Origin of the sequence: Glutamicibacter sp. FBE19 (genome assembly GCF_015524875.1) — a bacterium.
In the GTDB taxonomy this organism is placed as follows: Bacteria; Actinomycetota; Actinomycetes; order Actinomycetales; family Micrococcaceae; genus Glutamicibacter; species Glutamicibacter halophytocola.
Map to the genome: position 1 here is coordinate 1 of NZ_JACKQN010000007.1, position 25321 is coordinate 25321.

22 protein-coding genes are annotated in these 25321 nt (G+C 62.4%); 4 read left to right on the forward strand and 18 right to left on the reverse strand.

What is annotated here, in order from left to right; translation table 11 throughout:
• Positions 1-56: 56 nt before the first annotated feature.
• From H6F58_RS11880 to H6F58_RS11935, 12 genes are all read right to left on the reverse strand, one after another.
• On the reverse strand, positions 57-731 hold the full coding sequence (locus H6F58_RS11880) for a DedA family protein (RefSeq protein ID WP_146277809.1): 675 nt from the start codon (positions 729-731) through the stop codon (positions 57-59).
• Between the two features lie 285 nt (positions 732-1016).
• Positions 1017-2330, reverse strand: a complete 1314-nt coding sequence (locus tag H6F58_RS11885) for a thymidine phosphorylase (RefSeq protein ID WP_186468020.1) — start codon at positions 2328-2330, stop codon at positions 1017-1019.
• 43 nt (positions 2331-2373) lie between these two features.
• Positions 2374-2784: a cytidine deaminase gene (locus tag H6F58_RS11890; protein WP_146277807.1), complete on the reverse strand. Its 411-nt coding sequence runs from the start codon at positions 2782-2784 to the stop codon at positions 2374-2376.
• Positions 2785-2793: 9 nt separating this feature from the next.
• Positions 2794-4038 (reverse strand): ABC transporter permease, encoded by a 1245-nt coding sequence (locus H6F58_RS11895; protein WP_206693670.1) that lies wholly within the window; start codon positions 4036-4038, stop codon positions 2794-2796.
• Positions 4039-4061: 23 nt separating this feature from the next.
• Positions 4062-5273 carry an ABC transporter permease gene (locus H6F58_RS11900; RefSeq protein ID WP_146277805.1) on the reverse strand — a complete coding sequence of 404 codons (1212 nt, stop codon included), beginning with the start codon at positions 5271-5273 and terminating at the stop codon, positions 4062-4064.
• A complete protein-coding gene (locus H6F58_RS11905; RefSeq protein ID WP_060700831.1) occupies positions 5270-6871 on the reverse strand; it encodes an ABC transporter ATP-binding protein in 1602 nt (533 codons plus the stop codon). Before H6F58_RS11905 ends, H6F58_RS11900 begins: the two co-directional genes overlap by 4 nt.
• 140 nt (positions 6872-7011) lie before the next feature.
• Positions 7012-8100: a BMP family ABC transporter substrate-binding protein gene (locus H6F58_RS11910; protein ID WP_146277804.1), complete on the reverse strand. Its 1089-nt coding sequence runs from the start codon at positions 8098-8100 to the stop codon at positions 7012-7014.
• Positions 8101-8386: 286 nt separating this feature from the next.
• A complete protein-coding gene (locus H6F58_RS11915; protein WP_195181825.1) occupies positions 8387-9583 on the reverse strand; it encodes an amidohydrolase in 1197 nt (398 codons plus the stop codon).
• A 142-nt stretch (positions 9584-9725) separates the two neighbouring features.
• Entirely contained in the window at positions 9726-11297 is a 1572-nt protein-coding gene (locus tag H6F58_RS11920; RefSeq protein WP_146277802.1) for a GMC family oxidoreductase N-terminal domain-containing protein, read from the reverse strand.
• A 16-nt stretch (positions 11298-11313) separates the two neighbouring features.
• Entirely contained in the window at positions 11314-12864 is a 1551-nt protein-coding gene (locus tag H6F58_RS11925) for an aldehyde dehydrogenase family protein (RefSeq protein WP_195181826.1), read from the reverse strand.
• On the reverse strand, positions 12857-15082 hold the full coding sequence (gene betT, locus H6F58_RS11930) for a choline BCCT transporter BetT (RefSeq protein WP_195181827.1): 2226 nt from the start codon (positions 15080-15082) through the stop codon (positions 12857-12859). Before betT ends, H6F58_RS11925 begins: the two co-directional genes overlap by 8 nt.
• Positions 15083-15242: 160 nt before the next feature.
• Positions 15243-16358, reverse strand: coding sequence for a mannose-1-phosphate guanylyltransferase (locus H6F58_RS11935; RefSeq protein WP_060700827.1), 1116 nt, complete (start codon positions 16356-16358; stop codon positions 15243-15245).
• A gap of 279 nt (positions 16359-16637) precedes the next feature.
• Here H6F58_RS11935 and sdhC point away from each other — a divergent pair, with 279 nt between their 5' ends.
• The 4 genes from sdhC to H6F58_RS11955 are packed head-to-tail and all read left to right on the forward strand — an operon-like array spanning position 16638 to position 20094.
• Positions 16638-17018: a succinate dehydrogenase, cytochrome b556 subunit gene (gene sdhC, locus H6F58_RS11940; protein ID WP_075972411.1), complete on the forward strand. Its 381-nt coding sequence runs from the start codon at positions 16638-16640 to the stop codon at positions 17016-17018.
• Positions 17019-17021: 3 nt separating this feature from the next.
• Entirely contained in the window at positions 17022-17468 is a 447-nt protein-coding gene (locus H6F58_RS11945; RefSeq protein WP_060700825.1) for a succinate dehydrogenase hydrophobic membrane anchor subunit, read from the forward strand.
• A 56-nt stretch (positions 17469-17524) separates the two neighbouring features.
• A complete protein-coding gene (gene sdhA / locus H6F58_RS11950) occupies positions 17525-19312 on the forward strand; it encodes a succinate dehydrogenase flavoprotein subunit (RefSeq protein ID WP_171918934.1) in 1788 nt (595 codons plus the stop codon).
• Positions 19312-20094: a succinate dehydrogenase iron-sulfur subunit gene (locus tag H6F58_RS11955; RefSeq protein ID WP_060700823.1), complete on the forward strand. Its 783-nt coding sequence runs from the start codon at positions 19312-19314 to the stop codon at positions 20092-20094. The genes sdhA and H6F58_RS11955 overlap by 1 nt, the downstream gene beginning before the upstream one ends.
• A 65-nt stretch (positions 20095-20159) precedes the next feature.
• On the opposite strand, the gene H6F58_RS11960 is transcribed toward H6F58_RS11955, so the two are convergent.
• From H6F58_RS11960 to trpS, 6 genes are all read right to left on the reverse strand, one after another.
• Positions 20160-21233: a cation:dicarboxylase symporter family transporter gene (locus H6F58_RS11960; RefSeq protein WP_348536396.1), complete on the reverse strand. Its 1074-nt coding sequence runs from the start codon at positions 21231-21233 to the stop codon at positions 20160-20162.
• A complete protein-coding gene (locus tag H6F58_RS18230) occupies positions 21230-21574 on the reverse strand; it encodes a cation:dicarboxylase symporter family transporter (RefSeq protein ID WP_244652563.1) in 345 nt (114 codons plus the stop codon). Before H6F58_RS18230 ends, H6F58_RS11960 begins: the two co-directional genes overlap by 4 nt.
• Positions 21575-21674: 100 nt before the next feature.
• Positions 21675-22772, reverse strand: coding sequence for a tartrate dehydrogenase (locus tag H6F58_RS11965; RefSeq protein WP_195181828.1), 1098 nt, complete (start codon positions 22770-22772; stop codon positions 21675-21677).
• A 114-nt stretch (positions 22773-22886) separates the two neighbouring features.
• Positions 22887-23792 carry a LysR family transcriptional regulator gene (locus H6F58_RS11970; protein ID WP_060700821.1) on the reverse strand — a complete coding sequence of 302 codons (906 nt, stop codon included), beginning with the start codon at positions 23790-23792 and terminating at the stop codon, positions 22887-22889.
• Between the two features lie 7 nt (positions 23793-23799).
• The gene (locus tag H6F58_RS11975; protein WP_060700820.1) at positions 23800-24303 is read right to left on the reverse strand and encodes a 2'-5' RNA ligase family protein; all 504 of its coding nucleotides are present in this window, start codon (positions 24301-24303) and stop codon (positions 23800-23802) included.
• Positions 24303-25319 carry a tryptophan--tRNA ligase gene (gene trpS / locus H6F58_RS11980; protein ID WP_195181829.1) on the reverse strand — a complete coding sequence of 339 codons (1017 nt, stop codon included), beginning with the start codon at positions 25317-25319 and terminating at the stop codon, positions 24303-24305. The genes H6F58_RS11975 and trpS overlap by 1 nt, the downstream gene beginning before the upstream one ends.
• Positions 25320-25321 lie beyond the last annotated feature (2 nt).

Here is a 25321-nt window from a genome sequence, read left to right on the forward strand (position 1 = left end):
CTGTTGGAGTCTGGTGGGTTCAGACCGGTGTTACACCCTTGATTGCGAAGAGCCGGTTAACTCTCGTCGGTGCTTGGCGGCACCGTCTCGCGTGCTTCCTGCGCTGCGCGTTGCGCGGCCTTCTCAACGCGCAGGTGGTAGCGATTCAGCGCCCAGCTGACGATTCGGTCAATGATGAACCCGAGCACCACGGCGATCACAATCGACAGCCCGATGCCCAGCAGCTTGTTGTCATGCATCCAGTTGCCGGCCAAAGCGCCGATGCTCACCGAATAGGCGGCCCACGTCAGCACTCCGATGGTGTCGAAGAGCGTGAAGCGCTTGTGGCTGAATCCGGTGGCGCCAGCGGTGAGGTTCACCGCGACGCGGCCGATCGGAATGTAGCGCGCGGTGAAAATCAGCAGCGCGCCGGAGGTTTCAAGCTTCTTTTCTGCGTAGTGCAGTACTCGTTGCGCCCGCTTGCCACGCATCCACTTGAATCCGTGCGAACCGATGCTCCGGCCAATGGCGTAGGTGATCTGGTCCCCCAGCAGCGCTCCGGCGGCACCGAGGGCGCCGACCAGGAAGAGGTTCGGCGATCCTGAATGGATGCCTACTGCGGCGAGTGAAACCAGGAAGGATTCGCTGGGCACGATCGGGAAAAATGCGTCAATCAGGCAAAACAGGAACAAGAGAGGCAGCACCCACCATGCGCTGGCTGCCTGCGTAATGGCCTCGTTAACTAGTTCCATGTGGACTTGCATCTTCTTTCCCCAAAGCGCGTAGCGCGCTGCCTGTCCAACCATTTTCGCTCGAGCAGCTGCAGGGGCGCATCCTACTGATGTGGCAATGTGGACTTCTTTCTACCCCGACCTAGGTAGGAGCTAATCCTCCAACGATTGAACCGGGCCAGATGGTTCCCGGGGCATGTCTTGCGGACCTTGTTGCTTGTCCAGTTTCCTTCGCTTTCAAGGGCGGCAAATGCGAAAAGAACCGGGTCACCAGTGGTGATTCCCGGTTCTTCCCTGGAATATCAGTTACGAAGCGGCGATGCGATCGAGGATCAAGCGCATGTCCGGGCGGTCGTGCTCGGAGCCGATCATGATGGCTCGCTCTGCCAGTTCGATGGCGCGCGGCAGCTTGTCCGGGGTATCGGTCAGCAAGGTGGCGATCGGTTGGCCTCGGCGCACCAAGGCGCCCGGCTTGACGTGCAGGCGCACCCCGGCTCCGGCCTGGACGGTGTCTTCCTTGCGGGCCCGTCCTGCTCCCAGGGTCCAGGCCGCCAGCCCGATATCCATGGCATCCAGCTTGATCAGCACGCCTTCAGCTTCAGCCACCACGGTATGCGATTCCTTGGCCACCGGCAGCTTGGCATCCGGGTCGCCGCCCTGGGCGGCGATCATGGCCCTCCAGCTGTCCATGGCTCTGCCGTTCTTTAGCGCTGCACGCACATCAACGCCGTGAACGCCAGCGCCAGCCAGCATTTCAATGGCCAGGGCCACGGTCAGGTCGACAACGTCCTCGGGTCCGCCACCGGCGAGCACCTCCACCGATTCCTCGACCTCGATGGCGTTGCCAGCGGTCAGGCCCAGTGGCGTTTCCATATTGGTCAGCAGGGCGACAGTGTTCACCCCGGCATCGGTGCCGAGGTTCACCATGGTCTCGGCCAGTTCCCTGGCCATGGCTTCGTCCTTCATGAACGCCCCGGAGCCCACCTTCACGTCAAGCACCAGGCTGCCGGTGCCTTCGGCAATCTTCTTGCTCATGATCGAGGAGGCAATCAGCGGGATGGCCTCCACCGTGGCGGTGACATCGCGCAGCGCATAGAGCTTCTTGTCCGCCGGTGCCAGCCCGGCACCGGCGGCGCAGATGACCGCGCCGACCGAGGAGAGCTGCGAGAAGAGTTCTTCGTTGGACAGGTTGGCCCGCCATCCGGGGATGGCCTCCAGCTTGTCCAGGGTGCCGCCGGTGTGGCCCAAGCCGCGGCCGGACAGCTGCGGCACCGCAACACCGAAGCTGGCCACCAGCGGGGCCAGCGGCAAGGTGATCTTGTCCCCCACGCCTCCGGTGGAATGCTTATCGGTGGTCGCCAGCTTCTGGCCCGACGGGTTGGCTAGGGTGGAGAAGTCCATGCGTTCGCCGGAATTGATCATCGCGGCGGTCCATCGCGAAATCTCGCTGCGGTTCATGCCCTGGAAGTAGATCGCCATATTCAGCGCGGACATCTGCTCTTCGGCAATGACTCCGCGGGTATAGGCATCGATGGTCCAGTCGATCATCTCGTTGCCCAGTTCCGCGCCGTCGCGCTTGGCACGTATGACTTCCACTGCGCTGAATTGTTCGGTAGCCATTAGCGGCACCATCCGTTCTGCTTGTGGCCGGTGATCGCCGGCACTAGGCGTTGAGGTTTTGCGGCCCGAAAGCGTCAGGCAAAAGGTCTTCGATGCCGACGATTCCACGGGCGGTCTTGATCAGCAGGTTGGCTCCGCGGTGCTCGAAGAGGATCTGTCGGCAGCGCCCGCACGGGGTGATCAGTTCCAATTCCCCCTCGGCAAGCTGGCCGAAGCACAGGAAGTACTCCAGGGTTCCGCCGCCGGTGGCGAAAAGCTGGCCGATCATGGAGCATTCGGCACAAAGGGTGACGCCGTAGGCGGCGTTTTCGACATTGCAGCCGGAAATCATGCGGCCGTCGCTGGTCTGGGCTGCAGACCCTACACGGAACTTCGAGTAGGGCGCGTAGGCCTGAGACAGCGCGGCCGCAGCCGCAGCTTCAAGCTGCGACCACGGCGCGGTGTTGGCAGTCATCTGTACCGGTTATTCCTTCACGTAGGGTTCGCCCGCAGCTGCCGGCCCGCGGGAGCGCCCCACGAGTCCAGCCACCGCGAAGATGGTCACCAGGTACGGCATCATGGCCATGAACTGGCTCGGCACGGGGGTGCCGATGATGGTCAGGATGACCTGCAGGTTATCGGCAAAGCCGAAGAGCAGGGCAGCCAGGAAGGCGCCGATCGGGTTCCAGCGCCCGAAGATCACCGCGGCCAAGGCGATGAAGCCGCGGCCGCCGGAGATCTCCTTGGTGAAGGAGTCGATGGCCACCAGGGTGAAGAAGGAGCCGCCGATGCCTGCCACGATGCCGCCGAGGGTGACATTCCAGAAGCGGGTGCGGTTGACCTTGATGCCCAGGGTGTCGGCAGCCTTGGGGTGCTCGCCCACGGCACGCACCCGCAGGCCCCATTTGGTCTTGAACAGCCCGAACCAGACGATGAACACCGCCAGGTACATCAGGTAGCCGATGACCGACTGCTTGAACAGGATCGGTCCGATCACCGGAATGGCTGAGAGCAGCGGAATCTCGATAACCGGCAGGTGCACCGGCGAGTTGAAGAGCTCGGGATCTTCCTGCATCACGGTGGTGAACAGGAATCCGGTGATTCCGGAGACCAGCACGTTGAGCACCACGCCGACAATGATCTGGTTGACCACGTACTTGATGGAGAACAGCGCCAGCACCAGGGAGACCAGGGCGCCGGCAATGCCGGCGGCGATCAGGCCCAGGAACGCGTTCTTGGTCAAGGAGGAAACCAGTGCCGCGGTGAACGCGCCGCCCAGCAGCTGGCCTTCGATGGCGATGTTGACCACGCCGGCTCGTTCGCAGAGCACGCCCGAAAGGGAGCCGAAGACCAGCGGAACAGCCAGCACCACGGCGCCAGCGAGCAGGCTGGCCAGGGAAATGGTGCTGATATCGGCGCCGGAGACCACCCAGATCAGGAAGGAGAGCACAAAGAGGACTGCGGCGATGGCAACCATCCAGGTCGCCAGGGTTAGGCCCTTTTTGCGCTGCATCCAGGAGTAGGCAGCGATGCCCACGAGCAGCAGTCCGATCACGATGTTGCTGGCCCTGCCCGGGAACACCAGTTCCGGCAGCTCAAAAGCATCGCCGGAGCTGTTCAGCTGGAAGTGCGCGCTTTCGCTGTTGCCCAGCAGGCCGAAGCACAAGAAGACGATGACGGCGATCGCCGAAAGGATGATCGAGGTCTTCTTGCTAGGCAATACGCTCATTGCCGGTTGCAAGGTGGAAGAGGTCACTTGGCACCTGCCTGGGTAGTTTCTAGCTTGGGGCTGCGCTTTTTCTTCTTGCGGTTCATGCCGAAGATCGCCTTGACCAGTGGTGGAGCGGCGATGAACAGGACGATCAGCGACTGCACCACCGAAACGATGTCGATCGGGGTGCCGGTGGTGATCTGCATGTTCACCGCACCAGCCTGGAAGGCGCCAAAGAGCAAGCCTGCGAAGAAGGTTCCCCATGGAGTGGAACGGCCCAGCAGCGCCACGGTAATCGCGTCGAAGCCAAGGGATCCGGCGATGCCGCTGGTCAGCACCTTCTCGGTGCCGGCAACCTGGGCGACACCGGCGGCGCCGGCCAAGGCGCCAGCCATGGCCATGGCGATGATGGTGCTGCGGGCGACGTTGATGCCCGCGGTCTGCGCGGCATCGGGGTTATGCCCCACGGCACGGAATTCAAAGCCCACGGTGGAGCGCTTGAACATCCAGGAAACCAGGATGACCAGCAGGAGGGCCATCACGAAGCCCAGGTGCAGGCGGGAACCGGGGATGGAGGGGAAAACTGCCGTCGAATCCAGGATCGGGGAAATCGGGTTGGTTTCGCCCGGACGGCGGAAGGCCTGGGTGTTCATCAGGAAGTCGATGAAGTACACGGCCACGTAGTTGAACATGATCGTCAGGATCACTTCGTGGGCGCCGGTCTTGGCCTTGAGCAAACCGACCAGCCCGCCCCAGATGGCGCCGCCGATCAGGCCGAAGACGATCACCAGCAGCAGGTGCAGCCCCAAGGGCAGGTGCCAGGCGAACCCCACGTAGGCGGCCAGTACCGAACCGATGATGATCTGGCCCTGGGCACCGATGTTGAACAGGCCCGCGCGGAAGGCGACGGCCACACCGAGGCCTGCGCAGATCAGCGGGGTGGAGACCGTCAGGGTTTCCAGGAAGGGCTTGAACCCCTGGGCCGAGTTGTAGATGGCGCCGTTGAACAGCGCCACATAGCTTTCGGTCGCCGCGCGCCATAGCTCGGAGAGGAAGTCGGCAGGACGGGCGAAGAAGTAGCCGGCCGTTTCGGCGACCTTTTCGTCGGTGATGGCAATGAGCAATCCGCCGATCACCAGTGCCACGATCACGCCGAGCACCGAGACCAGTCCCGGGCCCTGGGTGATTTGCTTCAAGAGGTCGTTGCCCGGTTTGCCGGAGTCGGGAATGACCGGTGATTTTTTCTCGCTCACTGGCCTTCTCCTTCCTGGTTTTCGCTGTGCTCGCCAGCCGGTGCTGCTTCCACGGGCTCGTTATCTGACTTGGTAAATTCCGCTTGTTCGGCGGCTTCTTCGGCTGAAACGCCGGCCATCATCAACCCGAGGACTTCGCGCGAGGTATCCCCCGGCACGATCCCGTTGATCCTGCCCTTGTAGAGCACGGCGATGCGGTCGGCCAGCTCCATGACCTCATCGAGCTCGGTGGACACGATCATTACCGGGGTGCCTTTGTCGCGTTCGGCGACGATGCGGCGGTGCAGGAATTCGATGGACCCCACGTCCACGCCGCGCGTTGGCTGCGAGGCGATGAACAGCTTCAGCTCGCGGCTGAGCTCGCGGGCCATGACGACCTTCTGCTGGTTGCCGCCCGAGAGGCTGGAGGCCGGATTCAGCGCATTGTCGGTGCGCACGTCGAAGTCCTTGATCTGCGCGGCCGCGTTCTTCTTGATGGCATCCAGGTTCATCGAGATGCCCTTGCCGAAGGGCGCGCGGTCGTAGAGGTCCAAGACCAGGTTCTCCTCAATGGAGAATTCGGTGACCAGTCCGTGCACCGAGCGGTCTTCGGGAACAAAGCCGACGCCGGTGCGCAGCACCTGCTTGACGGATTTGCCCACCAGTTCTTCGCCGGCAAGCTTGACCGAGCCGCCGGTCACGGCCTGGGTGCCCAGGATGGCTTCGGTCAGTTCGGTCTGGCCGTTGCCCTGCACGCCGGCCACGGCCAGGATCTCGCCTTCGTGGATATCGAAGGTGACCGAGTTCAGCGTGGTCGTGCCTGCATGGTCAACGACCGTCAGGTCCTTGACCTGGAGCACTGCCTCGCCCGGGGTGGCTGGGGCCTTGTTCAGGTTCAGTTCCACGGCGCGGCCCACCATCAGGTTGGCCAGCTCGGTGGTGGAGGATTCCGGTGAGACCGAGTCGATGACTTCGCCGCGGCGGATCACGGTGATCACGTCGGAGACGGCGCGCACCTCGCGCAGCTTGTGCGAGATGAAGACGATGGAGGTGCCGTTGGCCTTGAGCTGGCGCATGATTTCGAGCAGCTCGTCGGTCTCCTGCGGGGTCAGCACGGCGGTTGGCTCATCCAGAATCAGGATTTTGGCCTCGCGCACCAGGGCCTTGATGATTTCAACACGCTGCTGCACGCCGACCGGCAGGTCTTCGACAATGGCGTCCGGGTCCACGTCAAACCCGTAGCGGTCCGAGATTTCGCGGATCTTCTTGCGCGTGACCTGGAGGTCCAGCACGCCGCCGGCCTTGGTGGTTTCAGCGCCGAGGGCAATATTTTCTGCCACGGTGAAGACCGGGACCAGCATGAAGTGCTGGTGCACCATGCCGATGCCGGCGGCCATGGCGTCGCCCGGACCGGAGAACTCGACGGGGTTTCCATCAAGCAGGATTTCGCCCTCGGTCGGCTGGTACAGACCGTAGAGCACGTTCATAAGCGTGGATTTTCCAGCACCGTTTTCGCCGAGCAGACAGTGGATCTGGGCGTCATCAACCAGCAGGTCGATATTTTTATTGGCGTAGAAAGAACCGAAGGCTTTCGAGATTCCCCGTAGTTCGAGTTTCACGATTCCACCATCTTCATAGTTCGTTGTGCGAGGTAGTTTAGCCCGATAGCCGCTTTGGCCTCTAGGCATTCATAAAGCGCGTCACCGGCCCGCCGGATGCCGGCAGGCGGTGACGCGCTGAATGAATTAGGTGCCAAAGCCTACTTTGGGCTTGCTGCCGATTCGACCTTCAGGTCACCGGAGATGATCTGGGCCTTGAGGGCTTCGATCTCCTTCTTGGTGTCCTCGCCGATGGCCGAGTCGAAGTCGTGGAACGGTGCCAGCGCGACACCTTCGTTTTCCAAGGTGCCGACATAAGGAGTAGCGTCGAATTTGCCTTCGGCATCAGCCTTGATGACGTCTTCTACGGCCTTGTCCATGGTCTTGACGACCGAGGTCAGCATGTATTCCTTGTAGTCAGGAGCGGTCAGGTAGCCATCGGAGTCGACCCAGATGAGCTTGGCCTTTTCGCCGCTCTTGTTGGCTTCGGCTACTGCAGCGCCAGCGCCCTTGCCCACTGGACCGGCAACCGGCATGATCACGTCGGCCCCTGCAGAGATGAAGTTCTTGGTGATCTGCTTGCCCTTGTCCTGCTTCTCGAAGTCGCCGGAGAAGGTGCCGTTCTGCTTCTTCTTGTCCCAGCCCAGCAGCTTCACGTTCTCGCCCTTGTCTTCATTGAACTTGGCAACGCCGTCGGCGAAGCCGTCCATGAAGATGGTGACGGTAGGAATCTGGATGCCGCCGAAGGTGGCAACGGTGCCAGTCTCGGAAGCAGCAGCCGCTGCGTAGCCAGCGAGGAAGGCCGCCTGAGCCGTGTCGTAAATGATCGGCTTGACGTTGTCGATGTTCTTCTCGTACTGGTTATCGACGATGGCGAAGTGCGAATCCGGGTTCTTTGCCGCTGCATCAGCAGTAGCGTCGGCCAACAGGAAGCCCACGGTGACGGTCAGGTTGCAGCTAGCGCCCATCATGCCCTGGAGGTTGGTGGCGAAGTCGGCGTTGGACTTCGACTCTGCTTCCTTGATCGTGATGCCCAAGTCCTTTTCGGCGTTCTTCAGGCCGCGGTACGAGGACTCGTTGAAGGACTGGTCGTCGAATCCACCGGAGTCCGAAACAATGCAACCGACGTAGTCCGGGTATTTGCCAGCTGAGCTGGACTCTTCCGGTGCAGCGCCGCAGGCGCTCAAAGCCAAAGCCGAGATGCCGAGCATGGCAGCTGCCACACCGGTCTTGCGCGATACGAAGCGCATCTATTCCTCCAAAAGTCGTGCGAGATCCTGTGGGAGATAAGACACCAGCTACCGTTGTAGAGCACCTTTGCCTGGGCTTTACGCGAGCACGCCTAAAGCCGTAGCTTCCCCATCGTTTCCATAGCCTATCGGAGATACGTCACAGGTAAAGACGATAAAGATTACAAACGGATAACTAAGCGGCCTCGAAACGGCAAGCGCTTAACGTCAAATCCCAAGTCACTCAAACAATTGAGAAAGTGTCAAAGACTAGTTAAAAAGTTTTGAGTTTACTGTGACCAACACGCTATTTGGCGTTGGCTTCGCGCACGGCCTGCATCGCCGCGGCGGTCATTATGCGCACGCCGATGCCAATGCAGGATTCATCTGGCATGTAATCGCCGCGGTGCAGGTCATAGGTCTTCCCGCCCGGAGTTCGCGTGCCCAAGCGCAGCATGGCCCCGGGAACCTTCTGTGTCATCCAGGCAAAATCCTCCCCGCCCATGGACTGCGGGGTCAGCTCGATCGCTTCTGCACCGAACTCGCGACGTGCGGCATCCTCGATCAACGCCGTCTCTGCGGGCGCATTCACGACCGGTGGAACGCCGCGCGTGTGCTGCAGCTTGATTTCCACGCCGTACGGAGCGGCAATCTGGCGCACCACATTATCCAGGAGCTCGCCGGCTTCGTACCAGATATCGCCATCCAGGCAACGCATGGTTCCGGCCAGGTATCCGGTGGCAGGGATCGCGTTGGGCGCGCTGCCGGCATGGATCTGGCCCCACACCACCGAGACCGCCGAGCGCACGTCGACTTTGCGGCCGAGCACTGCGGGAACCTGGGTGGCGATCTGGCTCATCGCAAAAACGATATCTTCGGTCAAGTGCGGCCGGGAGGTATGCCCGCCGTGGCCGTTGACCTCGATGCGGATCGTGTCGCTGGCAGAAGTGATGGCACCGATGCGGGTGCCGATATGCCCGGCGTCGATCCGCGGGTCGCAGTGCAGGGCCAATACCCGTGGCACCTCGTCGAGCAGCCCCTGCTCGATGACCGAGAGCGCTCCCCCGGGAAGCTTTTCCTCGGCTGGCTGGAAGATGACGCGAACCCGGCCATTGAGCAAGCCGGCTTCGTTGAACTTGCCCAGCGACAGGGCGACTCCCAGCATCACCGTGGTGTGGATGTCGTGGCCGCAGGCGTGGGCCACGCCCTCGACCAGCGAGCAATACTCAAGATCGGTTTCCTCGATGACCGGCAGCGCATCAATGTCGGCGCGGAAGGCGATCCGGATCGGCCCTTCGCCAATGTCCACATAGGCGCCGGTATTGGTCATCTTCTGGGGCGAGAGCCCCGCAGAACGCAGCCTTTCAAGGATGCGCTCGGTTGTCTGGTGTTCCGCGAAGGACAGTTCCGGGTTCCGGTGCAGCTCGCGCCGAAAGTCGATCAGCTGACCGATTAACGGCTCGGTGAAGTCGCTGACGGAGGCAACATTGTCATAATCATTCACGGTGGACACCTTTCGAAGATACTCGTCCAACAGCTGCAGATAACAGTTCTTCGTAATGTTTGGCCACAGCGCGAAACAGTTCGGAGCACGCAATCGGTGGTGGCCACCGGTTTCCCGATGGCCACCACCATTGTTTTGCGCCCTAGTTTTCGCGGATCAGCTCGGCACAACGCTCGCCGATCATCATCACCGTGATATTCGGGTTCACGGTCACCAGCTCCGGCATCACCGACGCATCAGCAACACGCAAGCCGCTGACGCCCTTGACCCGCAACTGCGGATCCAGCGGGCTCATCACATCATCCTCGGCGCCCATGCGCACCGAGCCTGCCGGGTGGTAAACGGTGTTGTGGGTGCGGCGCAGGTAATCGAAGATCTCCTCGTCGCTCTGCACATCCTGGCCCGGGAACTGCTCAACGCCGGCCCAGTCAGCCATTGGGGACTGGGCGACGATCTCGCGGGCCTTGCGGATGCCGAAGGTCATCACCCGCTTGTCGTGGCCCTCTGGATCGGTGAAGTAGCGCGGGTCCACCTTCGGCTTGTCGCGGAAGTCGCAACTGCGCAAGCGCACCGTGCCCCGCGACTTCGCATGCGTGACATTCGGAGTCAGGCAGAAGGTGTTCTCGCTGGTCGGGTAGCCCTGGCGCAGGGTATGCATATCGAAAGGCACCGAACCGTAATGCATCATCAGATCCGGGCGATCCAGCCCTTCCTCGGTGGGGGTGAAGATGCCGATTTCCCACCACTGGGTGGAGGATTCCACCATTGGCTTCTTCGCCTCCCACTGGATCACGCCTTCCGGGTGGTCCTGCAGGTGCTCGCCCACGCCCGGGGAGTCGACCAGCACCTCGACGCCGACCTCCTTCAGGTGCTCGGCCGGGCCGATGCCCGAAAGCATCAGCAGCTTCGGCGAATCGATGGCTCCGGCCGAAACGACGACCTCCTTGGCGGCATTCAGGGTCACGGTGCGGCCGAAAGCGCCATCCACCACGTCGACGCCGGTGCAGCGCTTGGACGCATCGAAGTTCAGCTTGCGCGCCTGCAGCCCGGTGAGCAGGAAGAAGTTCTCCCGGCCCTCGATCGGGTGGATGTAGGAGACCGAGGAAGAGGAACGGGTGCCATCTGGCAGGCGGTTGATCTGGAAGAAGTTCGCGCCGTTGATGACCGTCTCGTTGTTGTTGAACTTGGCGCGCGGGATGCCCGCCTGCTGCGCGGCATCCAGGATGGCCACGCCGCAAGGGTCGTTGGCCGGCACGTTCATCAGCTTGACCGGGCCCGAATCGCCGTGGTGCGGAGCTTCCGGTCCTGCGTCCTCATTGGTTTCCAGCTTCTTGTACAGGCGGTAGGCCATCTCGGCGTTCCAGCCGGTGGCGCCGAATTTTGACTCCCACTCGTCGATGTCCTCGCGCGGAGCCCAGAAGGCGATGCACGAGTTGTGGCTGGAGCAGCCGCCCATGACCTTGGCCCGGGCATGGCGCATGAAGGAGTTGCCGTTTTCCTGCGGCTCGATCGGGTAGTCCCAGTCAAGGCCCGATTCGAGCAGCTCCATCCACCGGTCAAGCTGCAGCACCTCGTCATAGCCGCGGTCATCGGGACCGGCCTCGACCAGCGCAACGGAAACGGAGGGATCTTCGCTCAATCGCGATGCTACTGCGGCGCCTGCTGAACCGCCGCCGACAATGATGTAATCGAAGTCTTTTTTGTCAATGCTCATTTTTCTCCCTTTCCCGCTACTTCTCGGCAAACCAGCCGGTAACCTGCGGGTTCAGATTCTGGTAGATGTGCTTTGCTTCCTGGTACTCGCCAAGCCCGGTAGGGCCAAGCTCGCGGCCGTTGCCGGACTGCCCAAAACCTCCCCATTCCGCCTGCGGCAGGTACGGGTGGTAGTCGTTGATCCAGATGGTGCCGTGGCGCAGGCGATTGGCGACGCGCTGGGCCTTGCCGGCGTCCTGGGTCCATACCGCGCCGGCCAAGCCGTAGACGGTGTCGTTGGCAATCTTGATGGCCTCTTCTTCGGTGGTGAAGGTTTCCACCGTCACGGTCGGGCCGAAGGCCTCGTCCTGGGCCACGCTCATGGAACCGGTGACCTGGTCGATCACGGTCGGCAGGTAGAAGTGGCCGGAGCCCAGGCCCGAGCCGTCCTCCTCGGTGGCCTTGCGCCCGCCGCAGCGCACCCGGGCGCCCTCGGCGATGCCGCCCTGCACGTAGGCGTCAACCTTGGCCAGGTGCTCGGCGGAAATCAGCGGCCCGGTCTCGGCCTGCTCATCGAACGGGCCGCCCAGGGTGATCTGCTCGGCCTTGCGCACCAGCGCATCCACGAACTTTTCGGCAATGCTTGCTTCGACCACAAGGCGGGAACCAGCCGAGCAGACCTGGCCCGAATGGACAAACGCGCCGTTCAGGGCGTTGTCCACGGCAGCGTCGAAGTCCGCATCGGCGAAGATCACGTTCGGGTTCTTGCCGCCCAGCTCCAGGGCCACCTTCTTGACCGTCCCGGCGGCCGCCGCGGCGATCTTCCGGCCGGTCACCAGCCCGCCGGTAAAGGACACCAGATCCACCTCCGGGTGCTCCGAAAGCACCGCGCCGGCTTCGGAACCCCGCCCGGTGACCAGGTTGGCCACGCCGTCGGGCAGGCCTTCCTGGCGCAGCACATCCATCATGAGCACCGCGGTGGACGGGGTCAGCTCGGCAGGCTTGAGCACAAAGGAGCAGCCAGCGGCCAGAGCCGGGGCGATCTTCCAGGCTGCCTGCAGCAGCGGGTAGTTCCACGGGGTGATCATGGTCGCCACGCCCACCGGCTCGTAGGCGATGCGGCTGAGCACATTGGCGTCATCCGCGTCGACGATCCGCCCGGCATCCTGCCCGGCTAGCCTTCCGAAATACTCGAAGCAGGCGATGATGTCGTCCATGTCGATCCGGGACTCGATAATCCGCTTTCCGCTGTCCAGGGTTTCGGCCAGCGCGAATTCCTCCTTGCGCTCGGCCAGCCGGGCCGCGACACGCAGCAGGAAGCGTCCGCGTTCCGGTGCCTGCACCGAGCTCCACACCCCCGAGTCGAAGGATTCGCGCGCCGCCTTGATGGCCCGGATGGAATCCGCTTCAGTCCCCTCGGAGGCCAGGGCAACCTGCTCGCCGTTGGCCGGGCAATGGATGGCCCGGGTTTCCCCTGAAGCCGACGGGCCGAAGCTGCCGCCGATGAAAATGGTCTCCCCGCTGGCCAGCAATTGCGGGTTGGGGCTGCCCTTGAGCTGCACCGAGCCCGAATCGAGAGTATTAGTCATTGAGGTTCTCCTTGATTTTTTCGTCGTCTTCGATTGCTTCTAGTTCCTTGTCCAGCTCATCGGCATCCGATGGCGGCTGGATCCGTGGCAGCATGCCGGTGTCAAAATCGCGTTCCCAGTCGGTCTTGGCGCATCCGTCATCGTTGATCTGGCTCTTGGAATCGTGCAGGTTCTGGTGGTGGATGAATTCCATATGCGTCTCGTACTGGTCCAGCACATCGGCGATGACCTGTTCCTGGGACAGCGACATCAGGTCGAACCCGTGGCTGCCTTCCTGATTGAAGGCTTCGAGCCGGAAGTAGACGTCGGCGCTGCTGGAGACGCGGGAATAGGTGGGCAGATCCATGCGCACCGGATAGACCTGGTACTTGAACGGCCGCTGGTCGGCGTGGGTCACGGCGACCAGGTCGATGGAGTTGAGCCTCAGCTCGCCCACCGGCTTGATCTCCAATTCGACCTCAACACCCTGGGCGGCGAATTCGTCATGGACATCGCGCAGGGCCGGCTCGATCACTTCCTGGATGTAGCGGGCGGTCTGCCGGCGTCCTGGATAGACCATCGTGCGCGACAGGCGCTGGCGCCAGTTGCGCTTGTCCCCTGCCGTGCTGCTGCGGCTGGTGAGCATCGCGTGCAGCGACTTGTCGTAGCTGTCGGCCAAGGCGGTCTCGACCCTCAGCGATTTGTACAGGCCCAGCATCACGAATATCAGGACCACGGAGAACGGCAGCCCCATGATCACCGTGGCACCCTGCAAGGTGGGCACTCCGCCGACCAGCAGCATGGCCAGCGTCAGGATGCCGATGGCCAGGGACCAGAACAGCCGGACCGGCTTGGAGCCATCTGCCTCGGAATCCTTCAGATGCGAGGTGAAGTTCGCCATCACCAGCGCGCCCGAGTCGGCGCTGGTGACGTAGAACAGCAGGCCAGTGAAAGTTGCGATGCCTGCCACCAGCGGCACGGCGGGATACTGCTCGAGCAGCGCGTAGAAGGCGCGTTCCGGGGTGTTCATGGCGATTTCGCCGAATTCGGTGTTGCCGTTGATGATCAGCGCCAGCGCGCTGTTGCCGAAGATGGAGATCCAGATCAGGATGAAGGCCATCGGCACGACCAGCACGCCGGTGACGAACTGGCGGATGGTGCGTCCGCGGGAAATGCGGGCGAGGAACAGGCCGACAAAAGGCGCCCAGGCGATCCACCAGGCCCAGAAGAACAGCGTCCAGCTGTTCAGCCAGGCATCAGGGCGGTCATAGGCGAAGGTATCGAGCGCCATGAACGGGAACTGGGCGAGCATGTCTCCCACGTTGCCCACCAGCGCGTCCATCAGGAATGCGGTATTCCCGGTCACCAGGATGTAGCCCAGCAGGACAATGCACAGCACCACATTCAATTCGGAGAGCCGCCGGATGCCCTTTTCAACACCGGTGAGCACCGAGATCGTGGCCATGACCACCGACAGCCCGATCAGGGCAATCTTCCATGCATTGCTCTCCGGAACGCCGAAGATGAAGTGCAAGCCGTAGTTCAGCTGGGCGACGCCGATGCCCAGCGAGGTGGCGATGCCGAAGATCGTTCCCATGACCGCTGCGATATCCACGCCGTGGCCGATGGCGCCGTTGATCTTCTTCCCGAAGATCGGGTACAGGGCCGAGCGGATGCTCAGCGGCATGTTGTGGCGGTAGGCGAAATATCCTAGCGCCATCCCCACCAGCGCGTACAGTCCCCAGCCGATGAGCCCGTAGTGGAACAGCGTCCAGACGAGCGCCTGGCGGGCGGCCTCGGCGGTGGCTCCGTCCCCGCGCGGCGGAGCCAGGTACTGGGTCACCGGTTCGGAAACCGAGAAGAACATCAGGTCGATGCCGATGCCGGCGGCAAAGAGCATCGAGGCCCAGGTGAAGAAGCTGAAGGTCGGACGGGCGTGGTCCGGTCCCAAGCGCGTCTTGCCGACCTTGCTGATGGCTACGAGAATGACAAAAACCAGGACCGAAACGACGACCAGGGTGTAGAACCAGCCCAGATTCTTGCCGACCCAGCCGACTAGGGCGTTGATCGCCAGATCGGCCGATTCCTTGTCGAGTATGGCCCACAGGGCGATGGCCAGCACGCCGGCCGCCGAGCCATAGAAAACTACCTTGTTGATCCGCGTGCGAGGTTCGACTTCATCCGACGAACTCCCCAGCGTCGGCCCACTGCGATCGCTTGACTCGTGTTTGATTGTCATGCCGCTTGACCCTAGCAACGACAACAGATCACATTCAAGGTATTGATATATCAATAATATATGTGCTTCATTTACAGCCATCATTTTTCAAAACAGAAAAATAACAGGTCAAATGCGCATTAGCCACCCGAAGCCTTTGGTGGATCCCGGAAGAAAATTCCTACAAAACGTCTTCGCGACCCTGTTCCTTAAGCCTTTCGACCGTCTGTTTCACCCGCTGCGCGTGCTCTTTTGTGGTCACCAGCAGCGCGTCAGCGGTATCCACCACCACCACGTCCTCGATCCCCACCAGGGCGATGACCCGCGGGCGATCCGAGTAGACCACGCCGGTGGCGTTATCGGCATAGACGCGCACCTGCTTGTCACCGAGGTTGATAATGCCCTCCTCGGCGCTGGCCTTGTTCAGGCGGCCGATCGCGGCGAAATCTCCCACGTCATCCCAGTTGAAGACACCGGGGATCACGGCTACATCGCCGGCAGCAGCGGCAGGCTCCGCCACCGCGTAGTCGATTGCGATCTTCGGCAGCCCTGGCCAGACTTCGCGCATGACCTGATCGCGGCGCCCGGTCTCCCAGGCGTCGGCAATCTTCATCAACCCAGCGTGCAGCTCCGGCTCATTGGATTCGAGGTGCTTGAGCATCAGGCTGACCGGGGCCACAAACATGCCTGCGTTCCAGAAGAAGCCGCCGGAGGCCAGGTACTTGCGCGCGGTATCCTCATCGGGCTTCTCCACGAATTCGACCACGCCGCGCGCGGTCGGCGCATTGGGCACGTCCAGCGGTTCGCCGGTGCGGATGTAGCCGAACCCGGTGGACGGATGGGTGGGGTGAATGCCGATGGTGACGATCTTGCCGGTAGCGGCAGTATGAATCGCTTCGCTCAGCGCAGCCTGGAACACTTCCACCGGCTCGATCACCTGGTCCGCGGCGAAGGACCCCATGATGATGTTGGGGTCGCGGCGGTAGAGGATGGCCGCGGCCAAGCCGATGGCGGCGGCCGAGTCGCGGGGCTCGGGCTCGAGCACCAGATCCTCGTCGCACAGCTCGGGAAGCTGGCTCACCACGGCTCCGCGGTGGGCGCGTCCGGTGACCACCATGATGCGCTCGCCTGCCAACGGCACCAGCCGGTCATAGGTGGCACGGATCAGGGTTGAGCCGGACCCGGTCAGATCGTGCAAAAACTTGGGAGCGGATGCCCTGGACAGGGGCCACAATCGGGTACCGACACCGCCAGCGGGGATCACGCCGTGGAATCTGGATAATAGGTCTGCATTCACGCATTCCAGACTAATTCATCCGGTGGATAATCCGTTCCATTGAAACCGGGCAACCAGTGGAAATAGGGAAGAAATCCATGCGGTATTACGGGCGAAAATTCAGCCTTTCAGCGCTTTTTCACTACTATTCGGTGAACCTCCTCACAGGAGCTCGACACGAAATAGATTGCAGTGCGCCAAGTGGTTTAGACTCGCACAAGGAACGCTCGCACAAGTGCGTCAAATCTCATTGTGTGCAATATACACATGCGCCGTTGCGAGCCTTGGAGGTTTAGTTCAGTGTCGAAGACTTCGTCAGGCACCCTATACCGCGGCCATGAAGGCATGTGGTCCTGGGTGGGACACCGAGTCACCGGTGTCGTTATTTTTCTCTATCTGCTGGTGCACGTGCTGGACACGGCGATGGTCCGCGTTGATGCCAACGCATACAACGCCATCATCAGCACCTATCAGACCCCGTGGATGGCATTGGGTGAAACCGGTCTGGTTGCAGCAATCCTCTTCCACGCATTCAACGGCCTGCGCTTGATCCTGGTCGACTTCTGGAAGCAGGGCACCAAGTACCAGCGCCAGATGCTCTGGGGCGTATTGATCCTCTGGGTTATCGTCTTCGCGGGCTTCGCCATCCGCCACCTGTCGATCGCATTTGGGAGCCACTAAGCCATGAGCGTTTCTATTCCTGCTCCGCGCAGCCAGCGCATTGATCCTAAGTACAACCGCGGCCCCAAGTCCCGCGGCAGCTTCGAAATGCTGGCCTGGCTGTTCATGCGCCTGTCCGGTGTTGTGCTGATCGTCCTGATCTTCGGCCACCTCTTCGCAAACCTCATGGTCGGAGAAGGCATCTCCGGCATCAGCTTCGGCTTTGTCGCCGGCAAGTGGGCTTCGCCAATCTGGCAGTTCTGGGATCTGGCCCTGTTGTGGCTGGCCATGCTGCACGGCACCAACGGCGTGCGCACCATCATCAACGACTACGCAGAGAAGCACGCAACCCGCGCTTGGCTCAAGGGCATCCTGTATGTCGCAACGATCTTCATCATCGTGCTCGGTTCCCTGGTGATCTTCACCTTCGATCCTTGCGTAGCTGGCAGCCAGCTGCAGCAGTGCTTGTGAAACTCCCCCGTTTCAGCCGATAGCCAGATAGATTTTTAGAAAAGAGAGCATCAAGAATGCAGGTACATAAGTACGACGTAGTCATCGTCGGTGCCGGTGGTGCAGGCATGCGTGCAGCGATCGAATCCGGTCAGCGCGCACGCACCGCAGTGCTAACCAAGCTTTACCCAACCCGCTCGCACACCGGTGCAGCCCAGGGCGGCATGTGCGCAGCACTTGCCAACGTCGAGGAAGACAACTGGGAATGGCACACCTTCGACACCATCAAGGGTGGCGACTACCTGGTTGACCAGGACGCAGCCGAGGTCATGGCCAAGGAAGCCATCGACGCCGTGCTCGACCTGGAAAAGATGGGTTTGCCGTTCAACCGCACCCCAGAGGGCAAGATCGACCAGCGCCGTTTCGGTGGCCACACCCGCGACCACGGCAAGGCCGCCGTGCGCCGCGCCTGTTACGCCGCCGACCGCACCGGCCACATGATCCTGCAGACCCTGTACCAAAACTGCGTCAAGCACAACGTCGAGTTCTACAACGAGTACTACGTGCTGGACCTGCTGATGGTTGAAGAGGATGCCTACCGCGAGGACGGCACCGCCTACAAGCAGAAGCGCGTCGCCGGCGTGGTCTCCTACGACCTGGCCACCGGCGAGCTGCACGTCTTCCAGGCCAAGTCCGTGGTCTTCGCCTCGGGCGGCGCCGGCAAGGTCTTCAAGACCACGTCCAACGCGCACACCCTGACCGGCGACGGCATGTCCATCGCCTTCCGTTCGGGCCTGCCGCTGGAGGACATGGAATTCTTCCAGTTCCACCCAACAGGCCTTGCAGGCCTGGGCATTCTGCTCACCGAGGGTGCACGTGGCGAAGGCGCCATCCTGCGCAACTCGGATGGCGAGCGCTTCATGGAGCGCTACGCTCCAACCATCAAGGACCTCGCACCTCGCGACATCGTGGCCCGCGCCATGGCCAACGAGGTTCGCGAAGGCCGCGGTTGCGGTCCAAACAAGGACTATGTCCTCCTTGACCTGACCCACTTGGAACCAGAGCACATCGAATCCAAGCTGCCTGACATCACCGAATTCGCCCGCACCTACCTGGGTGTGGAGCCATTCACCGATCCAGTGCCGGTGTACCCCACCGCTCACTACGCCATGGGCGGCGTGCCAACCAACATCAACACCGAGGTGCTGCAGGACAACGACACCGTCGTTCCAGGCCTGTTCGCTGCCGGCGAGGTTGCCTGCGTTTCGGTGCACGGCTCCAACCGCCTGGGCACCAACTCGCTGCTGGACATCAACGTGTTCGGCAAGCGCGCCGGTGTGGCAGCTGCCGAGTACTCCAAGACTGCCGACTTCGTCGAGCTGCCGGAGAACCCGGAAGCATTTGTCATCGACCAGATCGAAGGAGTGCTCACCGGCAACGGCACCGAGCGCGTTGCCGACCTGCGCTCGACCCTGCAGGAGACCATGGACGCCAACGTCCAGGTGTTCCGCGACGAGCGTTCGCTGAAGGAAGCACGCGACGTGATCGAGGACCTGCGCCGCCGCTACAAGAACATCAGCGTCCAGGACAAGGGCAAGCGCTTCAACCTGGACCTGCTCGAAGCCATCGAACTGGGCTTCCTGCTCGACTTGGCCGAGGTCATCACCGTTGCAGCCCTGCACCGCAAGGAATCCCGCGGCGGCCACTACCGCGAAGACTTCCCGGACCGCGACGACGAGAACTTCATGAAGCACTCGATGTCCTACCGCGATGGCGAAGCCGTCACCGAGGACATCAAGGGCATCCGCATGGAGACCAAGCCAGTGGTCTTTACCCGTTACCAGCCAATGGAGCGTAAGTACTAATGAGCACCGAACTGCCAGAACCAGCGTCAAAGATCGAGCTGAAGCCAGGTGTTGGCGGCGGCGGAGAAATCCCAAGCTTCGACATCACCCTGCGCGTTCGCCGCTACCTGCCAGAAGCCACCGCGGATGCCTATTGGGAAGACTTCAAGCTGACCATGTACGGCACCGACCGCGTGCTCGACGCCCTGCACAAGGTCAAGTGGGAGCAGGACGGCACGCTGTCCTTCCGCCGCTCCTGCGCCCACGGCGTCTGCGGCTCCGATGCCATGCGCATCAACGGCCGCAACCGCCTGGCTTGCAAGACCCTGCTCAAGGACCTGGACACCTCCAAGCCGATCACCGTTGAAGCCATCAAGGGCCTGCCCCTTGAAAAGGACCTCATCGTCGACATGGAACCGTTCTTCCAGTCCTACCGCGAGATCATGCCATTCCTGATCTCCAAGGACCACGAGCCAACCAAGGAGCGCTACCAGTCCGCCGAGGACCGCGAGCGCTTCGACGACACCACCAAGTGCATCCTGTGCGCCGCGTGCACCAGCTCCTGCCCGGTGTTCTGGACCGATGGCCAGTACTTCGGCCCGGCTGCGATCGTGAACGCCCACCGCTTCATCTTCGACTCCCGCGATGATGCCGGCGACATGCGCCTGGAGATCCTGAACGACAAGGAAGGCGTGTGGCGCTGCCGCACCACCTTCAACTGCTCCGAAGCATGCCCACGCGGCATCCAGGTGACCAAGGCCATCGCCGAGGTCAAGCAGGCAATCCTCTCGCGCACCATCTAGGAACGCAGAGCAAAGGCCCGAACCAGTTCAAACTGGTTCGGGCCTTTATTGCATCCCCGGGCTGCCTAGCGGATCACGGCTCCGGTCAGGGCCCCGGGTTGTGCCGGTCCTGCCCGAAGGCCCTGTGGCACGCGCACCGGCTCGGACTCGGCAGTCTCCGCCCCGGTTGCTTCCACAGCCTCCAGCGGCGGTACGTCTTCGCCATTAAAAACTGCTCGCACTCGCTCGATGTCCAAGGACTTGTCCCACCAGGCGATGAACAAGGTCGCCACCGCATTGCCGCAGAAATTCACCAGCGCCCGGCATTCGGACATGAACTTGTCGATGCCGAAGATCAGCATGATTCCGGCGGCCGGAATCGTCCCAAGGGTGCTCAGGGTGGCGGTCAGCGCAATGAATCCCCCTCCGGCCACACCGGCTGCGCCCTTGGAAGTCAAGAGCATCACCGCCAGCATGCCCAGCTGCTGCCCGATGCTCAAATCCGTATTGGTGGCCTGGGCGATGTAAACCGCGGCCAGCGAGAGGTAGATCGCTGCGCCGTCCAGATTGAAGCTGTATCCGGTGGGAACAACCAGGCCGACCGTTTCCTTCTTGACCCCGGCATGCTGCAGCTTTTTCATCAGCCCGGGCAACGCCGGTTCTGCCGTCGAGGTACCGAGGATGAGCAGCAATTCCTCCCTGAAGTGGCGCAGCATCTTGAAGATGTTCAGCCCTAGAAAGGCCATGATGCCGCCGAGGAAGAACACGACAAATACCAGCGAGGTTCCATAGAACAGGAGAATCAGCCAGCCGAGGCTGGAAAGCGTCTCCACGCCATACTTGCCCACCGCGAAGGCCATCGCGCCGAAGGCACCCAGTGGAGCGGCTTTCATGATGAAGTTCAAGACCTTGAAGATCACCGTGGTCAGCCGCTGCACCATCTCCAGCACCGGCTCCCCGATCTTGCCCACGGCGTTGATGGCGATGCCCACCACCACGGCCATGAAGATGATCTGCAGGATATCGCCCTCCACGAAGGGCGAGACCATGGATCCTGGAATGATGTGCGTGATGAATTCCCACCATTGCAGGTTTTGGCCCTGGTCGATCAGGTCGGCGGCTTTGCCGGAGGTTTCGATCTTTGCCGGATCCGCGTTCACTCCATCGCCCAGGCGGAAGATGTTGATGGCACCAAGCCCAGCACCATGGCGCAGATCGTGCCGATCTGGAAATATCCCAGGGCCTTGAGCCCGGTGGCGCCGACCTTCTTCAGGTCGGCGACCCCGGCGATCCCGCCAACGATGGTCAGGAACACGATCGGGCCAATGAGCATCTTCATCGCCTCGACGAAGGTGGTGCCTATCGGCTGCATGGCTTGCCCGGTGTCCGGCGCCAGCCAGCCAACGATAATCCCGGCGACAATCGCCATCAAGACCCAAAAATACAATTGCTTGTACCAGCGCTTGCGCACCGGCACAGTGTGCTCAGTGGTGTTCTGCATTATTCCTACCTCGTTGTTGGAAAGAGCTCGGCGTGGCTGTTCTATGGCGTGGCAGCCGGCCTCGACATGCTGCGGAGGGCCGGCGCCCGCGCCGGTGCTTCTAGACGGCGGCCAGGGTGCTGCTCAGCGCCTCGACAATCGCTTCGGTGACTTCGCTGGTGACCGAGGTGCCGCCGATGTCCGCAGTGAGCCTGCCGGCAGCAGTGGCCGCTTCGATGGCTGCTTCCAGGCGGCGGGCTTCATCGTCCAGGCCGAAATGCTCCAGCATCAGCGCGGCACTGGCAATGGCGCCGATCGGGTTGCAGATTCCCTTGCCGGCAATGTCCGGGGCGGTCCCATGCACCGGTTCGAACATCGAGGGGAAGCGGCGTTCGGGGTTCAGATTTGCGCTCGCTGCCAGTCCCAGGCTTCCGGACAGGGCTGAGCCCAGATCGGACAGGATGTCGGCGTTGAGGTTCGAAGCGACCACCACGGAGAGATCCTCCGGGTTCAGGATGAATTTGGCGCTCATCGCATCGACCAGCACGCTTTCGGTGCGCACGTCCGGGTAGTCGAGCGCCACGCGCTGGAAGACTTCGTCCCAGAGCACCATCCCGTACTGCTGGGCATTGGACTTGGTCACCGACGAGACCTTCTTGACCGTGCGGGTGCGGGCCAGGTCGAAGGCGAAACGAATGATGCGCTCGCATCCCTTGTCGCTGAACAGGGCGGTCTGCAGGGCGATCTCATTGCCCGGGCCACGCCCTGACAGGTTGCGCCCGCCCAGCCCGGCATATTCGCCTTCGCTGTTTTCACGCACGACGATCCAATCCAGCTCCGTGTCATCGGCCTTGCGCAGCGGGGAGGTCACCCCGGGCAGGAATTTCACCGGGCGGATATTCGCCCACTGGTCGAAGTTCTGCGTGATGTTCAGTCGCAGGCCCCAGAGGCTGATGTGGTCGGGAACGTTCTCCCAGCCCACGGCCCCGAAATAGATGGAGTCGAAGTCCTTCAGTGTTTCCAGGCCTGCCGGGTCCATCATCACCCCGTGCTCTGCGTAGTACTCGCAGCCCCAGGGGAATTCTGTCCATTCAAAGGCGAACTTGCCAGCGGATTGCCCGGCCATGGCGTCCAGCACTCGACGCCCAGCGGCAACAGCTTCCTTGCCGACTCCGTCGGCGGGGATTGAAGCTATCTTAAAGGTCCTGGTCGAGCCCATCGGTCTTTCCTCCTGATACAAAGTGTTCCGCGTCACAAGCGGCTTGGTATCAATTAGACCGGCGTGCTTCGAGTACGTCTAAGACCAGGATTGCATCCGCTGGATAGGCAAAACCTATATGGACTGTTCAGACACGGTATCGGCATAGGCGCCGGCAACACCGAGGAACGCTTGCGCCGCGGGAGTCAGGTCGCTCTTCCTGCTGACCAGCGCAACATGCAGTTCAGTGGCCGGCTCCAGGCGCGCAATGCGCAACCCCAATTTGCGAGCCAGGGGCGCCCACGAAATTGGGAGGATGGCATGCCCCGCTCCTGCCAGCACCAGGGGCAGGACCGAGCTTCGATGGGCCACTTCGGCGGCGATTTCAACATCAATCCCGTCGGCCCGCAAATCGTCGACCAGCGCGCGCATGAGCGAGCCACGCTGCGAAATGACAATCCGCTGGCCGCCCAAATCCGCGCCGGCAATCACTTCGCGGTCGCCAAAATCATCAATTTCGGGGTTGATCACCAATACCAATGGCTGGCGCTCGAGCTGCACGACATCCACCTCGGGCGCTGAGATGGGCTTGTCGGAACCGAGCAAGCCGATCTCGGCGCCGCCGCTTCGAACCGCGCTGATGACATCCTCCGCGGTGAAGGCCGCCGAGGTGCTCAGCGCGACCCGCGGATACTGCCGGGAGTAGCTGGCAATCAACGTGGTCAGCGGTTCAACAGCCGGCGAAGGCATGGCGGTGAGTTCCAGCCGGCCATGGCGCACGCCCTTGAGCGAAGCCATCGTTGACTGCGCCGCTTCCAGATCGCGCACTACCAGCCGTGCCGGGCCCACCAGTTCCTTGCCAGCGTCGCTGAGCAGGGAGCGCCGGCCCACCCGGTGGAAAAGCGGGACACCGACTTCGTGCTCCAGGGCCTTGATGGTCTGCGACAACGAGGGCTGGGCGATCATCAATTGCTCGGCAGCCCTGCTGAAGCCTTCGTAATCCACGACCGCCAGAAAATAGCGCAGCTGCCGAACGTCCATGTTCCTCCTAGCCCAGGGCGATGTCCTCGCTGAGGTTCCATTCGCCGCCGCGCGTATCAAAAAGCTGCACCTGGTCGGCCTCGAAGGCCATCTGCACCTGGGCCAATCGGGCCTGCGCGGCATCCAGCTGCTGCGCCGGCACGTTTTGCGCGATGGTCAGGTGCGGATGGTAGGCGAAGCCCGATTCGTGGCGCAGCGCATCGCCCAGCAGCTGCCGATGCAGCGCCCAGCATTGATCGGCCCCGGAGAGCAATGGCAGGTACACCACGTCGCTGGCCGGGCGGAAGGTGCGCGCCGCGCCCAGCTCGATGGTGAACGGCTTCATGCCCGAAGCCACCTGGCGCACCTGCGCGGCGGCCTTCTCCCAGGTATTGAGGTAGGACCCGGAGACCAGGGTGATATGCGGGGCGATCGGCTCGGTGGCCGCTCCCCCGAATTCCTGGCGCCACGCGCGCAAGGCATCCCGGTGCGGCTGCGGCACCGGGATCACTACGCCCAGGGTGTATTCCATCAGATTCCCAGCGGCGGCAGGAAGCCGACCTTCTGGTAGACATCGGCCACGGTCTTCGAGGCCACTTCCCGCGCCTTGGCCGCACCGGCCAGCAGCAGGCGGTCCAGCTCGGCCGGATCGTCGAGCAGCTCCAGGGTGCGGGTGCGGATCGGGGTCAGCCGCTCGACCACGGCGTCGGCCACGGCCACCTTCAGGTGCCCGTACATCTTGCCTTCGAACTCGGTCACCAGTTCCGGCACGTGCTTGCCGGTCACGGCGGCCAGGATGTCCAGCAGGTTCGAAACGCCCGGCTTCTCGGACCGGTCGTAGGCCACCACGGAGCCGGCATCAGTGACCGCGGACTTGATGCGCTTGGCGATCTGCTTCGGGTCGTCCAGCACATTGATCAGGCCCGCCGGGGACTCGGCGGACTTGGACATCTTGGAGGTCGGGTTCTGCAGGTCGTAGATCCGCGCGCCCTCCTTGGGGATGAAGGCCTCGGGCACCACGAAGGTTTCGCCGAAGCGGTGGTTGAAGCGCTTGGCCAGGTCGCGGGCCAGCTCCACGTGCTGGCGCTGGTCATCGCCCACTGGCACGCCCTGCGGCTGGTAGAGCAGGATGTCCGCGGCCATCAGGATCGGGTAGGTGAACAGCCCGACGCTGGCGGCATCCGCGCCGCCCTTGGAGGACTTGTCCTTGAACTGGGTCATGCGGCTGGCTTCGCCGAAACCGGTGATGCAGTTGAGCACCCAGGCCAGCTGCGCGTGCTCGGGCACCTGCGACTGGACGAACAGGGTGGACTTCTGGACGTCGATGCCGCCGGCGATGTACTGGGCGGCGGTGACGCGGGTGCGGTTGCGCAGGTCTTCGGGATCCTGGGCCACGGTGATCGCGTGCATGTCCGGGATGAAGAAGAACGAATCGTGGTCGTCCTGGGTCTTGACCCAGTTGACCAGCGCGCCCAGGTAGTTGCCAAGGTGCAGCGAATCAGCCGATGGCTGCATGCCGGACAGGACGCGGGAACGGGTTGCTTGCATGG

What these genes read in the sequence shown, in the direction of transcription:
- H6F58_RS11880 (WP_146277809.1), bottom strand. Translation starts at nt 731, where the DNA reads ATGGAACTAGTTAACGAGGCCATTACGCAGGCAGCCAGCGCATGGTGG.
- H6F58_RS11885 (WP_186468020.1), bottom strand. Translation starts at nt 2,330, where the DNA reads ATGGCTACCGAACAATTCAGCGCAGTGGAAGTCATACGTGCCAAGCGC.
- H6F58_RS11890 (WP_146277807.1), bottom strand. Translation starts at nt 2,784, where the DNA reads ATGACTGCCAACACCGCGCCGTGGTCGCAGCTTGAAGCTGCGGCTGCG.
- H6F58_RS11895 (WP_206693670.1), bottom strand. Translation starts at nt 4,038, where the DNA reads ATGAGCGTATTGCCTAGCAAGAAGACCTCGATCATCCTTTCGGCGATC.
- H6F58_RS11910 (WP_146277804.1), bottom strand. Translation starts at nt 8,100, where the DNA reads ATGCGCTTCGTATCGCGCAAGACCGGTGTGGCAGCTGCCATGCTCGGC.
- H6F58_RS11920 (WP_146277802.1), bottom strand. Translation starts at nt 11,297, where the DNA reads ATGAGCATTGACAAAAAAGACTTCGATTACATCATTGTCGGCGGCGGT.
- H6F58_RS11925 (WP_195181826.1), bottom strand. Translation starts at nt 12,864, where the DNA reads ATGACTAATACTCTCGATTCGGGCTCGGTGCAGCTCAAGGGCAGCCCC.
- betT (WP_195181827.1), bottom strand. Translation starts at nt 15,082, where the DNA reads ATGACAATCAAACACGAGTCAAGCGATCGCAGTGGGCCGACGCTGGGG.
- H6F58_RS11945 (WP_060700825.1), top strand. Translation starts at nt 17,022, where the DNA reads ATGAGCGTTTCTATTCCTGCTCCGCGCAGCCAGCGCATTGATCCTAAG.
- sdhA (WP_171918934.1), top strand. Translation starts at nt 17,525, where the DNA reads ATGCAGGTACATAAGTACGACGTAGTCATCGTCGGTGCCGGTGGTGCA.
- H6F58_RS11955 (WP_060700823.1), top strand. Translation starts at nt 19,312, where the DNA reads ATGAGCACCGAACTGCCAGAACCAGCGTCAAAGATCGAGCTGAAGCCA.
- H6F58_RS18230 (WP_244652563.1), bottom strand. Translation starts at nt 21,574, where the DNA reads ATGCAGAACACCACTGAGCACACTGTGCCGGTGCGCAAGCGCTGGTAC.
- H6F58_RS11965 (WP_195181828.1), bottom strand. Translation starts at nt 22,772, where the DNA reads ATGGGCTCGACCAGGACCTTTAAGATAGCTTCAATCCCCGCCGACGGA.
- H6F58_RS11970 (WP_060700821.1), bottom strand. Translation starts at nt 23,792, where the DNA reads ATGGACGTTCGGCAGCTGCGCTATTTTCTGGCGGTCGTGGATTACGAA.
- H6F58_RS11975 (WP_060700820.1), bottom strand. Translation starts at nt 24,303, where the DNA reads ATGGAATACACCCTGGGCGTAGTGATCCCGGTGCCGCAGCCGCACCGG.
- trpS (WP_195181829.1), bottom strand. Translation starts at nt 25,319, where the DNA reads ATGCAAGCAACCCGTTCCCGCGTCCTGTCCGGCATGCAGCCATCGGCT.